We start from the raw sequence: 15,251 nt of genomic DNA, 5'->3' as shown, positions 1-15,251 counted from the left end.
GCAAGATCAACACCAACTCGTGTAGCATACATTTGGACTCCTCCTCTGTGATTGAATTGTCTGCTCGACACTTCAGTCTGGCACAGTTGCTGCCGTAGGTGGAGGAGTCCATTCCATTGCCCTACGCGTCGCGTCGACAAAAATGCCGCATCAGTTTCCTGGTGCGGCATTCTTCATTCAGGGCTACAGAAACGGTTACTTCGTCCCGGCGCGCACCTTGCCAAACGCATCGCCCGGTTTCCACGCAGGCATCTTCGGCGAGTTAGCAACCATGCGGCCCAGGTTCAGCGTGAACTGCGCCTGCTGTACCATACCCGACAGGTCCCAGCTCGGATCGTACTCATCCTTGACCTGGTGGTAGCGCGGAGCGTAGGTCTTCTGCTTGGCCTTGGCCGCTTCCGGATCCTTGATGTAGTCGCTGCCGCCCGCGATCGAGAACGCAGGAATGCCGGCCTTGGCGAAGCTGAAATGGTCGCTGCGGAAATAGCCGCCTGCCAGGTCAGGCTTCGGTACCGAAACCGCCAGCCCCATCGCCTTTGCCGTTGCCTCAGCCATCGCGCCGAGTTCGGTACGTTCGCTGCCCTTGGTGCCGATATCCTTCGCCGCGCCAATCCAGTTCAGGCTGTCGAGGTTCAGGTTGGCCGCGGTCTTGTGCGCTGGCCACAGAGGGCTCGATGCGTACGCGGCGCTGCCCAGCAGGCCTTGCTCTTCAGCGGCTACCCACAGGAACATCTGGCTGCGCTTGGCTGGCTGGCGCACCGCCGCCTGTGCCATGGCCAGCAGGCCAGCGGTTCCCGACGCGTTGTCGACCGCGCCGTTGTAGATATTGTCGGGGCCGTCGCCCTGCATGCCGAGGTGATCCCAGTGTGCCGAGTAGATGACTACCTCATCCTTTAGTTTCGGATCGGTGCCCGGCACGATGCCTGCCACGTTGAACTGTTCGATGCTGCGCACGACAGCTTTGGTTTCGCCCTTGACCTTGATACCGAGCGGAACGGCCTTGAAGTCCTTCTTTTCCGCAGCAGCGCGCAGCGTGTCGAGGTCGTGGCCGGCGGCCTTGAAAAGGGTGCGGGCGGTGTCTTCCGTCATCCAGCCTTCCATGCCCGCTCCCAGGTCACCCTGTGCCAGCTGGAAGCGTTCCGCCATCCAGCTGTTCTGAACCACGCTCCAGCCATACGATGCCGACGCATCGGTGTGGATCAGCAACACGCCTGCAGCGCCCTGGCGCGCGGCTTCTTCAAACTTGTAGGTCCAGCGGCCGTAGTAGGTCAGGCCCTTGCCGCCGAAGCGCTCTGGTTCGGCGGCCGTCGGCATCGGATCGTTCACCATCATCACGACGACCTTGCCTTTGACGTCCAGGCCCTTGTAATCGTTCCAGCCTTCTTCGGCAGCATTGATGCCGTAACCCACGAAAACCATGTCCGCGTCCATCTGATGCATCGGCTTGGCATCGCCCGGCGCCCATACCCATTCCTTGCCGAACTCAAACGCCTGCTGCTTGCCGCCGATGTCGAAGGCAACGTTGCTTTCCTTCGGCGATGCTTTCACACCGGCGATCTTGACCGCCTGGCGGTAGCTGTTGCCATTGGCTGGCTTCAGGCCTGCGGCCATCGACGCCGCTTCAAGGTAAGCCACGGTCAGGTCGCCGCCGCGCTGGCCGGTTCCGCGGCCCTCCATCAGGTCGCTCGACAGGAATGCCATGTGGCCGCGCAGTGGCGCTTCTTCAACGGTCGGCCCGAGGGCTGGCTTGGCTGCGTGAACTGGGACAGCGAGAACGAGGCTGGCCGCCAGCGTGGTGGCCGTGAGGGAAAAGAGCTTCTTATGCATGGGTTCCTGGTACGAATATGGTGAATAGAAACTGCACCCTCATGGGATGCGACAAACATTGTATGCGATTCAGAAACTGTTGCAGCGCAGCGATTCTCGAGCGGTGTGGGGTCAGCGGTGTGGGGTCAGCGGTGTGGGGTCAGCGGTGTGGGGTCAGGTCTGTCATTCGGACACGAGCTCAACAGCGCCGCTGTTGAGCTCGTGTCCGAATGACAGACCTGACCCCAAACGAAAAACGCCCCGCCCGGTAAAACGGGGCGGGGCGTGCTTGAAACGTTGTTGATTAGCCTTCGAGCTTCCAGACGTAGGCGATCTGGGCCCAGCCGGCTTCGGGAGCGCCACCGGCCATGGCCGGCTTGAAGCTGCACATGCTCAGCGCGCTGATGGCTGCCTTGTCCAGGTCGCGCGAGCCGCTCGACTTCTGAACCCGCGAGTCGTTGACTTTACCGTTGGCGCCAACAAGCAGTGCCAGGGTGACGGTGCCTTCCTCGCCATTGCGGGCGGCGCGGGTAGGGTAGTCAGGCACCGAGCAGCCATCGTTCAGCACTGCGGTACGCAGCGAACCCGCACCAGGGTCGGCCGGCGGCGCGACTTCGGTGGTGGTCGGGCCCGGTACCGGCGGCGCAGGGTCGGGAACCGTCGAGGTTTCCATCACTTGCTCAGTCTGCGGCTGCTGCGGTACCTCGACTTCCACTTCCGGCACGAACGGCTTCGGCGTCGGCGCCACTTTTGGCACCGGCTTCGGCGGCTCCGGCGGCGGAGGTGGCGGTGGTTCGATCTTCGGCAGGAACACGACGATATCGTCCGCAAGTTTCGGCATCGAGATCGAGACGCTGTTCATGTTGTTGATCAGCGCGACGCCCACCGCTATGTGCAGCGCGGCAACGATACCAATCTTGACGAATTTGCTGCCGCCGCCCTCCGGTGTATGTGAGAAATGCATGGCTATCTCCTCATTGTTGTTTTGCTCATGGGCTTTGTCGGAAGGCCCGAGCTGTTGCTGCCGGGCTCAATCAGCGTGATTTGCTAAGCGTTGGCACCAAGATATGCCACTCGCTGGCAATTGAACAGCGTTTTCTTGGTAAATATTGTTGCCAGTTGTTTCGATTCGCTGCGGGATGGGAGCTGCCCCTCAGGGCGGGCCGAGATAACTCGCGTCGGCCTTCGTTGTATGAAATAATCGCATCAATGAATTTGAATGTCTGTTAGGTCGCACACATTGCTGCTATCCGTTGGTAAGCAGATGTAACGGGCGCGGCCATGGAGGAGTAGTAAATGCAGAGTGAGCAGAACAAGATCCGCGTATTGCTGGCCGATGACCATCCGATCGTCATGACCGGGTTCGCCATGTCGCTGTCGGGCCTGGGCATGGACGTGGTCGGGCAGGCCAAGACGCCCGACGAGGTGACGGCAATGTATGCCGAGCTGCAGCCCGACGTGCTTGTGCTCGACATCCGCTTCGGTACCGAGCTGACCGGGCTGGACGCGGCGCGCGGCATCCTCGCCCGGTTCCCGTCGGCGCGCATCGTTTTCCTGAGCCAGTTCGACCAGGACAGCCTGATCAAGGAAACCTACCGTATCGGCGCGCGCGCCTTCGTCACCAAGGATTGCGACCCTGCGGACCTGGCCACGGCCGTGCGCCACGCGCATACGGACAAGTTGTACTTCCTGCCGCAGATCGCAGAGCGCCTCGCCAACCTGTCGGTGCGGGGCGATGTGTCGCCGCAGTCGCAGCTCGATGCGCGCGGCCTTGAGATTTTCAAGCTGATGGCCGAGGGCCTGACCAATGCGGAGATCGCGGAGAAGCTGAACCTGTCGGCCAAGACCATCAGCAATATCAGCCAGGCGGTCAAGGAAAAGCTGGGCGTGCATCGCCAGGCCTACATCACCAGGCTGGCCGTCAAGCACGGCCTGATCGAGCCGTAGTGCGCGCGGTCCTCGCCGTTGTGCTGGCAAGTGCCGCGTGCAGCGCGTTTGCCGTCGATGGCAGGACTCCCCGTTTCGAGATCTTCACCGGCGACGACACCAGCGTCACGCGGCGCATAACGGCGGACCTCGCGCGCCGGCTCTCGCCGCTATTTGAGGGCGCTGCGGCGAATGGACGCAAGAAGCTGTGTATCGCAGTCGGACCGGTGGCCTTACGCGACGCGGTGGCGCGCAGCGGCGATTGCGCGCTGCTCGCCGCCTATACGTCCAGCCCAGTGTGGCAAGCCGTCGCGGGCCATCTGCCGCAGTCCCGGGCAACTGCCGTCTACGCGGAGCCTTCCCCGGCCGACCAGCTGCAGCTGGTGTCTCTCCTGTACCGCCGTCCGGTGCGCGCGGCCGCCATCGTGGGCCCCGACACGGCATTCCTCCGGGCCGCACTGAGCGCCGGTGCGGAGCTGTACGAGTTCGGACGCGGTGACGACATCAACGGTGTATTGAACCGCATGGCGAAGGCCGAAGTGCTGCTCGCCACGCCCGACAGCGCGGTCTACACGCCTGAAAACTTCCGCAACATCCTGCTATCGAGCTACCGCCACAACCAGGCCGTGATCGGCTTTTCGGCCGACATGGTGAAATCCGGCGCGCTCGCATCGACCTACTCGGACATCGAGGATATCAACGCGCAGGTTGCCGAGGTGGCCGCCAGTTATGCCGCGAGCGGCGCACTCCCTCCACCGCAGTTCCCGCGCTACTTCCGCACCATCATCAACGAGGCGGTCGCGCGCTCGCTGAACATCAAGGCTGACAACGCGGCGCGCAGCTTCTCCCGCCGGCCGGTGCAGGTGGCGCCATGAAGCTCAGGCTCGGCATCGGCACGCGGATGGTCGCGATCGCCATGCTGCCGGTGATGTTCCTGTTCTCGAGCTTCATCTGGTATTCGTGGTACTCGCACCGCGCGCAGGTGGCCGAGGAGCTTGCCGAGCGTGGCCGCATCCTCGCCAAGGCACTGGCCGAGACCAGCGAATACAACGTCATCTCCGGTAACCTGTCCGACCTGCGCCTGACGATCAATGGCCTGGTGCAGTCCGACCGCAGCATCCACCGCATCGACGTGGTCGACGCCAACCAGCAGCCCACGGTCAGCGTCGCATCCGACACGTCGGCCGACGCCGAGCCGCGCTACTACGAAGCGCCGATCCGCAAGCAGCTGATCTGGATTAACCTGTTTTCCGATAACGGCGCACCGCACGTGTCGGGGTCGAGCGATACCAGGCCGCCGACGCTGACGACCGAAACCGTCGGCTGGGTGCGCGTCACGATGTCGCCGTCGCACATGCTCGACAAACAGGCGCGCCGCTTCCGGCTCGAACTGGCGATGGCCGCGCTGGCACTGATCATCAGTGTCGCGCTGGCGCTCGCTCTCGCGCGCAAGGTGGCCGAACGCACCAGGGAGCTGGTCGAATCGCGCAACGAGGCGCTCAAGGCAGATGCCGACAAGCGTAAGCTTATCCAGAAGGTCAACTCGATCATCGAGGATGAACGAAAGAGCATCGCCGTCGAGATCCACGACGAACTCAATGCCTCGCTGATCGCCGCGCGCCTTGAGTCGCAAAGCATCCTCCACCTTGCGGACAAGGCGGGCCAGGGCCCGGTCATCGAAGAGATCAAGGCCAAGTCGCAGGCGATCACCAAACTGACGCTCGACCTGTACGCCAGCGGCCGGCGGCTGGTGCGGCGCCTGCGCCCTGAAGTGCTCGACATGCTCGGGCTGCACGGCGCGGTCGAGGAGATGATCCGCCACTACGACAGCAGCCATGGCGGCAACCGTTTCGAGTTCCGCTCCGAAGGCGACTTCTCGCAGCTGGGGAACGAGCTCGCCATTTCGGCATACCGTATCGTGCAGGAAGCGCTGTCGAACGTGATGAAGCACGCCACTGCCACGCGCACCAAGGTATCGCTGGTGCTGTCGAAGGACGACGGCATGCTGCACATCGAGGTGGCCGACAACGGCGCCGGCTTCGACATGGCGACATCGTCGTCCGGCATCGGCATCATCGGCATGCGCGAGCGCGTTTACGCCCTGGGCGGCACGATTTCGTTCGCCTCGGAACCGGGCAGTGGCACCATCATATCCATCTCCCTGCCGCTTGATGTATCGTAGCGGTCTGGCGCAACCACGCGCAATTCTTTGACTTCACAAGACACCATCATGCTGAACGACCTGCAAACGCCCTACGAGAAGGGCAACAAGAACCAGACCACGACCTGGGCTGAATGCATCTCCTGGTACGAAGAACTCGCGCGACGCTTCCCGAAAGTGCTGCGCTTCAGCGTCGTCGGCACCTCCGACGCGGGCGTGCCTATCCATGTTGGCGTAATTACCGCCGACGGCGTGTTCGGCCGCGAGCAGCTCAAGCGCGAAGGCCGTCCGGTCTTCTTCAACAATAACGGCATCCACCCGGGCGAGCCGGAAGGCGTCGACTCCTGCATGGCGCACGTGCGCGACTTCTGCACGCAGCCGGAGCGCCTTGCCGCGCTGGGCAAAGCGGTGTTCCTGTTTGTCCCGATGTACAACGTCGACGGCAGCCTGAATCGCGCCAACACCTCGCGCGTCAACCAGGACGGCCCCGAGCAGTTCGGCTTCCGCGGCAACAGCCGCCACCTCGACCTGAACCGCGATTTCGTCAAATGCGACACGCTGACCGCGCAGGTATTCAACAAGCTGTTCACCGCCTGGGACCCGGACGTGATGGTCGACACCCACACCTCCAACGGTGCGGACTACACGTACACGATGACCCTGATCCACACGCAAGCCGACAAGCTTGGCGGCGGGCTTGGCGAGTTTTTGCGCGACACGATGCTGCCGCATATGTTCAAGGAGATGGAGCAGCGCGGCTGGCCTACCTGCCCGTACGTCAATCCGGTCAAGGACTGCCCGGACCACGGCATCGCTGAATTCCTTGAAACGCCGCGCTTCTCGACCGGCTACGCGGCGCTGCATCACACCATCGGCTTCATGCCCGAGACGCACATGCTCAAGCCGTTCGCCGACCGCTACGAATCGATGCGCGCGCTGGTAGAAACCGCGCTCGACTTCACGATTGCGAACGCCGGCCAGATCCAGTCGCTGCGCCGCGCCGCGAAGGAAGAGGGCAAGACGCGCCGCGAGTGGCCGATTCACTGGGCGATGAGTGAGGAGAAGGTATCGAGCTTCCGCTTCAAGGGCTACGAAGCGCAGTATTCGCCTAGCCTGCTCGGTAACTACACGCGCCTGTCGTATGACCGCAGCAAGCCGTGGGAACGCGACATCAAGTACTTCAACAGCTTCCCGGCCGATATCACCGTCGCCGCCGCGCGCGCGTATGTGATCCCGCAGGCGTGGCGCGAAGCGATCGAACGGCTGGAGTGGAACGGCGTGAAGATGGAGCGTATCGACGCGGAGAAGACCATCGACGTGCAGTGCTACCACATCAAGTCGGTGTCATCGCGTCCGAACGCGTACGAAGGGCACATGTTCCATGACGATGTGCAGCTGGAGAAGCGCACGGTGCGCGTGACGCTGCGTCCGGGCGACGTATGGATTCCGCTCGACCAGGACAACGCGCGCTACGCGATTGAGACGCTGGAACCGCAAGCGCACGACAGCTTCTTCCGCTGGGGCTTCTTCAACAGCGTGCTGGAGAAGAAAGAAGCGTATTCGGATTATGTGTTCGAGGATCACGCGATGGAACTGCTGCGCGATGAGCCGGAGCTGAAGGCGAAATTCGAAGCGTGGAAGGGAGAGAACCAGGGACTGCTGGGGAATCAGGAGGCGGTACTGGACTTCATCTTCGCGAACTGCCAGCGGTATGTAGAGCCGGAGTGGCGCCGCTATCCGGTGTATTCGGTGGTCTGACGCTCAGCATGGGTTCCCACGGGAACCCATAACCCATAACCCATCAATTACTTCGCGCCATCCTTTTCAATCCACCGCTGCACCTTCGCCTCCAACAGCGACAACGGCACCGTCCCATCCTCCAGCACGATCTCATGGAACTTCGGCAGGCTGAATTTCGGGCCTAACGCCGCCGTCGCCTGCTGCCTCAGCTCCGCGATCTTCAGCGAGCCAATCTTGTAGCCCAGCGCCTGTCCCGGCCACACCATATACCGCTCGGTCTCGCTGCGCGCCACCGCCTCGGTGTAGCCCAGGGTATCGCGCATATACTGGATCGACTGCTCGCGCGTCCATCCCTTCGCGTGCATGCCCGTATCCACCACCAGGCGCACCGCGCGCAGCATCTCGTCGTTCAGGTGACCAAAGTAATCCTCCGGCTTCCCGAACAATCCCATCTCCTTGCCCAGGGTCTCCGCATACAGCGCCCAGCCTTCGGTGAACGCGTTATTTCCGCCAAACTTGCGGAATTTCGGCAGATCCATCTCCTGCAGCAGCGCGATATGGAAGTGGTGACCCGGCTGACCCTCATGCAGGAACAGCGTCACCATGCCGGTGCTGCCGTACTGCTTCGGATCGTTCACCACCGACCAGAACACGCCCGGACGCGAGCCGTCCGACGCCGGTGCCGTGTAATGGTCCGACGCCGTCGCGCGGCTCAATTCAGGCTCGAGGCGCAGGTCGAGCGGCGCCTTTGGCATCAGGGTGAACAGCGCCGGCAGCTTCTCGCGCAGCACGCCGTCGAGCTTGCGGTACACGTCGATCACTTCCTGCTCGGTCTTGAACGGACGATACTTCTCCTGCTCCGCAACCCAGGTCGGCAGCCCCGATGCAGGCCCGGTGTAACCCATCTTCGGCCCGACAACGCCGTACTCCTGCTGGATGCGCGCGACTTCCTTCAAGCCCGTCGCGTGGATCTGCTCCGGCGTCAGCGAAGTCGTGGTCTGCGCCGCGACATTCGCGTGGTACCACTCCTTGCCGTTCGGGAGGCCGTCGATGCCGGTGCTGGTGCGCGTCGCTGGCAGGTATTCCTTTTCCAGGAAGACCGTGAGCTTCGCCAGCGAAGGCATCAGCTTTTTCGCGACGGTGGCGCGGTATGCCGCCGTCAGTTCCAGCTTGTCTTTCGCGCTGAACGTCGCGGGCATCTTCTTCACTGGCGTGTAGAAGATGTTCGCCTCGGGCGTCTTGCTGGACAGCTTCTGGAACTGCGGCAGTGCCGACGTCATCGCGGCGCGCTGCAGCACGACGCCAGTGCGCATCCCCTCGCGCATGTTGGCGATGGCCTGGTCGATCCATGCCGGCAGCTGGTTCAGGCGGCTCAGGTAGGCGCGGTACTGCTTCGGCGTGGTCAGTGGCTGCGCGCCCTCGCCGCCGGCGAAGTTAGCCAGCGTGACCGGCATGCTGCTCATCTGGTCGATCGGCAGCAGGTGGTCGGGGAAGCGCTTGAACGTCAGCAGCGTCTTCAGCTCGTATTCGAGGATGTCGTAGTTGATCTGCGCGCCGCGGTCCAGGCTGCCGCGGTCGATCGCATGCAAGCGCTTGAGGAAGGCGTCGTAGCGCGCGAACTGCTGCGCGCGCAGCGTCGGCGAAATGGTGATGCCAAGCTTGTCGTCGAAACGGTTGTCGCCGTTCTGGGTCGCGCCGACCGGGTCGTGGCGCGCCTGCGCTTCGTAGTAATCGTCGGCCAGCTTGTCGAGCCGCTTCTCGGCCTGGTCTGCGACTGCGCCGGCGACTTTGCCGGCTGGTGCTTGCGCGGCAGCGGTAACCGGCGCGAACGCCAGGGCCAGGGCTGCGCTGAGTGCGCAGAGCGTGAGGGTCTTCTTCATATTCGTTTTCGCTTGATCAGTTATAAAAACGCCAGGTCGGGCGGAAATCGCGCGGGATCTTCTCGCCCTTCAGGCGCGCGCGAACCAGCTCGGCCGGCAGCATGCCGCCTTCCAGCACGCCGTCATGGAAGCGCTTGAGGTTCATGGCGCCGCTGCCGACCAGCTCCTTGTTCAGCGCGCGCAGCTGCAGCGCGCCGATCATGTACCCGGCCTGGTACAGCGGCGTGTAGTCGCCGTTGAACGAGCGGCGTACTTCCGCGCGCGCGTTGTCCGGTTCGTGGCCGACGCGCTTGATCAGCATATCGACCGCCTGCTCCGGCGTGATCTTCCCAAGGTGAAAACCAAGCGAGAACAGGATGCGCGCGGCGCGGTGGTTCCGCCAGAACATCATCCCGATGCGGTCTTCGGGCTTGGCCGCGAACTTGCGGTCGTACAGCAGCATCTCCCAGTACACGGCCCAGCCTTCGACGAAGAACGGCGAGTCGAACAGCTTGCGCTGCGGCTGGTAGCGGTCGGCCATGAACAGCTGCAGGTGATGGCCCGGAATCAGTTCGTGATGAACGATCGCGCGCGAGAAGTGCGGGTTATTGCCGCGCATGGTCATCAGCTTCTGCTCGTGCGTCATGGTGTCGGTCGGGTACGAGACCAGGATGGTGTCGCCGCCCAGGAAGAATGGGCTGACCATCTGGCTTTCGGCCGACAGCATGTCCATGCGCCAGCTGCGCAGCGCGACTTCCGGCACCGTGACCATGTCGTTCGCGGTCACGTAGTCGATCGCTTCGCGTGCCAGCGCGCGCACCATCGCGGGCTGTTCGCCCGGCGCCACGTACATGTTCTTGACCTTCTCCATGGCGGCGCGCCAGTTGTCGCCGAAGCCCATTTCATTGGAGGCTTTGCGCAGCTCCGCTTCGCCCCACGCGAGCTCCTTCTCGGCCAGCGCCATCAGTTCTTCCGGCGTGTAAGGCAGCATTTCGCGCTTGAGCGCACTGACCAGGCCATCGCGGCCGATCGGGTCGCCGGTAACGTTCAGCAGCTTGGCGGACGCTTTGCCGACCAGCCGCTCGTCAAGCAGCGCCGAGTAGTCGGCGATGGCTTTGTCGAGCGCGATGTAAGGCTGCTTGACCCACCACGTCAACTGCGGGTCGTAGCCGTCGTAGTAAGCGTACCATTCTTTCAGGTCCGCGCTGAGTTCACCCAGTACCTTGACTGCGCGGTTGGCGGTGCTGCGCGAGGCAACCGGTTTGGACGACGACAGGTCGCCGCCGGCCTTCAGGTTTTCGGTGGCTTGCTGGACTGCGCCGATCGATTTTTGCAGCAGTGCGGCGGTTGCGCGGCCATCCTGCGCCTTCATCAGGCGGCGTGCTTCGGCCAGGTCGATCAATGGGCGCGCGAACGGCGCCAGCGGCTCCGCTTCGCGGAAGCGGCTTGCCACGTCGCTTTGTTCGCGCAGCTCGAATTCGATCTGGTTGCGCAGCATGGTCCAGTCGATGCGGTCTTCCACGCCCAGTGCGTCGAACGGCAGCGCATCCAGCGCGGCCAGCCACTGCCGGTAGAAGCGGCCGAATTCCTCGTCGCGCGCGATGCCGCTGCGGACGGTGTAAAGGTGGGCGAGGCTGGCGTGATCGAGCTGGTAACGCTGGATCAGCGCCGGCATCGCCTGTTGCGAAGCGCCGAACGACGCCATCGGGGGCGTCAGCGGCGCTGCTGCCGCGGGCGGCGCGGCATGCGCCGCGCTGCAGGCAAGTGCCGCTGCGAGCAGGAGGCGGGTGCGCATCAGTAGCTTGCGAGCGGCGCGAGGGCGCCGTTGCGGAAGGTGTAGATCGTGACGCTCGATTTCTTCATGTTGCCGGCATCGTCGTAAGCATAAGTTCCGACCACGCCCTTATGGCTGGTCGTATGCAGCGCGGCGCCGACAACCGACGGGTCGGTCGAATTGGTAGCGCGAATCGCCTGGGCGATGAACATCATCTGGTCGTAGAACGACGGCGCATATACGTCCGGATCCTGCTTGAAGCGCTTCTTGTAGTTGGCCTTGAAGGCCGGGCCGCCGGCCTGCTTCTCGAGGATCGCGCCGCCTTGTGCGCACAGTACGTTCTCGCCGACGGCGTCGCCGCCCAGCTTCGCCATCTCGGGGCTGCACAGCGTATCGCCGCCGAGCAGTTTCGCATTCAGGCCCAGTTGACGCATCTGGCGCACCATCGGCGCGCCTTGCGGGGCGTAGCCGCCGAAGAAAATCGCGTCAACTTTTTTGGCTTTGAGCGCGGTCAGGATCGCAGCGAAGTCGGTCGCCTTGTCGGTCGTGAATTCATGTGCCGCGACTTTGAGGCCCAAACGTTTTGCCTGCTTCACGAATTCCATCGCGATGCCCTGGCCGAAGGCGGTGCGGTCGTCGATGACGCCGACCGTTTTTACCTTCAGCTGTTTGGCCGCGTAGTCGGCCACCGACGAACCAACCTGCGTATCGCTGGCGACAATGCGGAACACCGACTTGTAGCCCGCCTGCGTAACCTTCGGATTGGTGCCGACGGTCGACATCAGGATGCCAGCGTCGTTGTATACGCGCGAGGCTGGAATCGCCACGCCGGAGTTGTAAGGGCCGAGCACGAACTTGACGCCGTCGTCGACGAATTTCTGCGCAACGGAGACACCGGCTTTCGGATCGCCCTGGTCGTCCTCGGAGCTGAGCGCGAAGGTGACGACCTTGCCGCCGGCCTTGATCTTTTTGGCGTTCAGTTCTTCGATCGCGAGGCGTGCGCCGTTTTCATTGTCCTTGCCGGCGAAGGCGTTGGCGCCCGACAGCGGCCCGCTCACGCCAATCTTGACGACTTCTTGTGCGCTAACGGTGTGGGATGCGAGCAGCAGGATGGCGCCAGCGATCGGCAGTGTGTATGTACGTGACTGCATGTATGTATGTCCCCTTCGATTTCTTAGAGCGCAATGATCGCACGATTCAGGTGCTAATTGTATAGGCCAGTCGTCAGGCCGGAAGCCCGTGCGACACCAGTTCCAGCGGGAGGGCGGTGCTGTATTTGATCTGCTCCATCGAGAACGCCGACGACACCCCCGACAGCCGCGCGGCCTTGATCAGCTTTTTGTAAAAGCGGTCGTAGCCGTCGATATCGGTGGTGACGACCTTGAGCAGGTAATCGACGTCGCCGCTCATGCGGTGGAACTCGAGCACTTCGGGCAGGTTGACCACGGCGGCGGCGAAGTTCTTCAGCCATTTTTCGTCGTGGTCGCCGGTGCGTACGCTGACGAATACCGTCACCGGCAATCCGACCTTGCGCCGGTTGACCAGCGTGACGCGGCTTTCGATATGGCCTTCTTCTTCCAGCCGCTTGACGCGCTTCCAGCACGGGGTGCTGGACAGGCCGATCTTTTCGGCCAGCGCCGCGATCGACAGGGTGGCGTCGCCCTGCAGCGCAGAGAGTATCGCGTAATCGAATTTATCAAGATCGTTCATATTAAAAACTCTGAATTGCGAGAATAAACATTCTTAATTCTAGCGATAAATAGCACATTTTGGAATACTTTCACTCGCCCTGATGGCTAATATAGGGGTCGGATGAACCAACTTGCACCGCTGCCATGACCCACGATATCTACCTCGACGCTAACGCCACCTCGCCCGTGCTGCCGGCTGCAATCGCCGCGGCGGCGGACGCCATGGGCGCCTGCTATGGCAATCCAAGCAGCGGCCATGCCACGGGACTGCGCGCGAAGGCGCTGCTCGACGGCGTGCGCGAACGCGCGCGGCGCATGATCGGGGCCGGCGCGGGAAGTGTCATCTTCACCAGCGGCGCCACCGAAGGCATCCAGACCGCCGTGCTGTCCGCCCTGTGCGCGGTGCGCGAGCGCCAGGCGGCCGGCGAAACTGTCGGCGACCTGCTGTTGTACGGCGCGACGGAACACAAGGCCGTGCCGGAAGCGCTCGCCCACTGGAACCGCCTGCTCGGCACCGGGCTGACCTTGCGCGCATTGCCGGTCGATGGTGAAGGCCGCCACAAGCTCGACGTGCTGCGCCAGCTGGCGCCGCGCGCCGCGATGGTGTGCACCATGGCGGCCAATAACGAAACGGGCACGATCTCCGACCTCGCCGCCATCGAGAAGGCGCTGCTGGTCACGGCCAGCAACGCCTACTGGATGGTCGACAGCGTGCAGGCGCTCGGCAAACTGCCGCTGGCGCTGGAAAGCACGCGCATCGACTACGCGCCATTCTCGGGGCACAAGCTGTACGCGCCTAAAGGCATCGGCATGCTGTACGTGCGCGATGGCGCTCCTTATACCGCGTTGATGGCCGGCGGCGGGCAGGAGTCAGGCCAGCGTTCCGGCACCGAGAACATGGCCGGCATCGCCGCACTGGGCGCCGTGCTGGCGGCGCTCGAAACCGGCGACACCTTCCGTACGCCCGCGCAGCTGCACGCCTGCCGCGAGCGCCTGGTCGCCAGCCTGCGTGAAGCATTGCCGGGCATCGTGTTCAATACGCCGCTTCACGCATCGCTTCCAACCACCGTCAACTTCTCCGTCGAAGGCTTGTCGGGCCGCGACCTGCTCGATGTCTTCGACGCAGCGGGCATGCGCGTCAGTGCCGGCTCGGCGTGTTCCGCAGCGAAGGCGGCCCCGAGCTATGTGCTCGAAGCGATGGAGCTGCCGGACTGGCGCAGCGCCTCCGCCGTGCGCCTGTCGTTTGGGCCGGCCGTCGACGACGCATTCATCGATGCCGCCTGCGAACGTATCGCGCACTGCGGCCGCGCGATGCATACCGGCGGACTGGTTCCGCATGCGCTGCGGCGGGAGGTGCGCGAAGATGTGATCCGCCTCGGCCTCGATGGCGCAACCACCTGGCTCGTACTGGACGAAGCAAGCCGCAGCTGCGTCGTCATCGACCCGATTGGCGCGCTGGGAGAACGCATCGCCTCGATGATCCGTTCGGGCGACTACCGCGTGCGCGGCATCATCGGCACGAGTACCTGCGGCGACCAGCCACCGGTGCGCGCCGCGCTTGGCGCGCTGCTGGCCGAACAAATCGACTTTACCGGATCGGCCGATCCGTTTGGCTGGCCCGCCGGAAGCGACCGCGTCAGCCTGGATGACGGAACGCGCACCGACGGCATCGCGCTGGGCGGCCAGGTAATCGCGCGCGTGCCGCACGGCGGCGACACCTCGCAAAGCTACCTGATGGGCGCGAACAGCGACGGCGCCCTGCACGCGGCCGATGTGCGTTTCGCCTTCACCGGTGCGACGCCAGCGGAGCTGCTGCACGACGCCGTGCAGCGCATGACGGCGCTGCTGAACGGCGACACCGTCGTATGCCCATCGCTTGACAGCGCCAACCTGGTCTGCACGACGCCGACGGCGGGCGCGCGGCCGGTCCCCCCACTCGACTCGATGGAGCTGCAGCCGGCGGAACTTGACCGCTTCCTGCGCGAGCGGCCGGACGCCATCCTGGTCGACGTACGCGACCCGTGGGAGCACGAAGCGGGCCGCCCGATGATCCAGGGACGGACCGCGTTCAACGTGCCGCTCTCACGCCTGCCATCGCAACTTGCGCAGTGGCTGGGCGGCGTCGAATCGCGGCCACTTGTATTCATCTGCCGGCTGGGCACGCGAAGCCAGCGCGCCGCGCAATGCCTGCATCGCGCCGGCTACACCCAGGCGTGGCATCTCGGCGGCGGGCTGGCGCTGCATTTTTCCAACCGGAAAACCGGCCTTTCTCACCCTTAACTTTTGTCAATTCG

The 15,251-nt window shown here is 63.7% G+C and carries 11 protein-coding genes; 5 read left to right on the top strand and 6 right to left on the bottom strand.

Annotated elements, in window-relative coordinates; genetic code table 11:
• Nucleotides 1-195: 195 nt before the first annotated feature.
• Both HHL21_RS20540 and HHL21_RS20535 read right to left on the bottom strand, forming a co-directional pair.
• Nucleotides 196-1,827, bottom strand: a complete 1,632-nt coding sequence (locus HHL21_RS20540) for a M28 family peptidase (RefSeq protein ID WP_169469382.1) — start codon at nucleotides 1,825-1,827, stop codon at nucleotides 196-198.
• 283 nt (nucleotides 1,828-2,110) lie between these two features.
• Entirely contained in the window at nucleotides 2,111-2,770 is a 660-nt protein-coding gene (locus HHL21_RS20535) for an energy transducer TonB (RefSeq protein WP_169469380.1), read from the bottom strand.
• A gap of 332 nt (nucleotides 2,771-3,102) precedes the next feature.
• Here HHL21_RS20535 and HHL21_RS20530 point away from each other — a divergent pair, with 332 nt between their 5' ends.
• Genes HHL21_RS20530 through HHL21_RS20515 form a run of 4 tightly spaced genes read left to right on the top strand, consistent with a single transcriptional unit; the run spans nucleotide 3,103 to nucleotide 7,651 of the window.
• On the top strand, nucleotides 3,103-3,753 hold the full coding sequence (locus HHL21_RS20530; RefSeq protein ID WP_169469378.1) for a response regulator transcription factor: 651 nt from the start codon (nucleotides 3,103-3,105) through the stop codon (nucleotides 3,751-3,753).
• Nucleotides 3,753-4,607 (top strand): hypothetical protein, encoded by an 855-nt coding sequence (locus tag HHL21_RS20525; protein ID WP_169469376.1) that lies wholly within the window; start codon nucleotides 3,753-3,755, stop codon nucleotides 4,605-4,607. Before HHL21_RS20530 ends, HHL21_RS20525 begins: the two co-directional genes overlap by 1 nt.
• Nucleotides 4,604-5,914: a sensor histidine kinase gene (locus tag HHL21_RS20520; protein WP_169469374.1), complete on the top strand. Its 1,311-nt coding sequence runs from the start codon at nucleotides 4,604-4,606 to the stop codon at nucleotides 5,912-5,914. Before HHL21_RS20525 ends, HHL21_RS20520 begins: the two co-directional genes overlap by 4 nt.
• Nucleotides 5,915-5,962: 48 nt before the next feature.
• Nucleotides 5,963-7,651: a M14 family zinc carboxypeptidase gene (locus HHL21_RS20515; protein WP_169469390.1), complete on the top strand. Its 1,689-nt coding sequence runs from the start codon at nucleotides 5,963-5,965 to the stop codon at nucleotides 7,649-7,651.
• A gap of 47 nt (nucleotides 7,652-7,698) precedes the next feature.
• On the opposite strand, the gene HHL21_RS20510 is transcribed toward HHL21_RS20515, so the two are convergent.
• From HHL21_RS20510 to HHL21_RS20495, 4 genes are all read right to left on the bottom strand, one after another.
• Nucleotides 7,699-9,513: a DUF885 domain-containing protein gene (locus tag HHL21_RS20510; RefSeq protein WP_169469372.1), complete on the bottom strand. Its 1,815-nt coding sequence runs from the start codon at nucleotides 9,511-9,513 to the stop codon at nucleotides 7,699-7,701.
• Between the two features lie 16 nt (nucleotides 9,514-9,529).
• Nucleotides 9,530-11,287: a DUF885 family protein gene (locus HHL21_RS20505; RefSeq protein ID WP_169469370.1), complete on the bottom strand. Its 1,758-nt coding sequence runs from the start codon at nucleotides 11,285-11,287 to the stop codon at nucleotides 9,530-9,532.
• Nucleotides 11,287-12,417, bottom strand: coding sequence for a branched-chain amino acid ABC transporter substrate-binding protein (locus tag HHL21_RS20500; RefSeq protein ID WP_169469368.1), 1,131 nt, complete (start codon nucleotides 12,415-12,417; stop codon nucleotides 11,287-11,289). The genes HHL21_RS20505 and HHL21_RS20500 overlap by 1 nt, the downstream gene beginning before the upstream one ends.
• 73 nt (nucleotides 12,418-12,490) lie before the next feature.
• Nucleotides 12,491-12,976, bottom strand: a complete 486-nt coding sequence (locus tag HHL21_RS20495) for an Lrp/AsnC family transcriptional regulator (RefSeq protein ID WP_169469366.1) — start codon at nucleotides 12,974-12,976, stop codon at nucleotides 12,491-12,493.
• A 125-nt stretch (nucleotides 12,977-13,101) separates the two neighbouring features.
• On the opposite strand from HHL21_RS20495, the gene HHL21_RS20490 reads away from it, so the two are divergent.
• The gene (locus HHL21_RS20490) at nucleotides 13,102-15,237 is read left to right on the top strand and encodes an aminotransferase class V-fold PLP-dependent enzyme (protein ID WP_169469364.1); all 2,136 of its coding nucleotides are present in this window, start codon (nucleotides 13,102-13,104) and stop codon (nucleotides 15,235-15,237) included.
• Nucleotides 15,238-15,251: the final 14 nt, after the last annotated feature.

Origin of the sequence: Massilia polaris (assembly GCF_012927275.1) — a bacterium.
Classification (GTDB): domain Bacteria; phylum Pseudomonadota; class Gammaproteobacteria; order Burkholderiales; family Burkholderiaceae_D; genus Telluria_A; species Telluria_A polaris.
The sequence above is the reverse complement of the archived record's forward strand: the minus strand, read 5'-3'. Positions and strand labels throughout refer to the sequence as shown.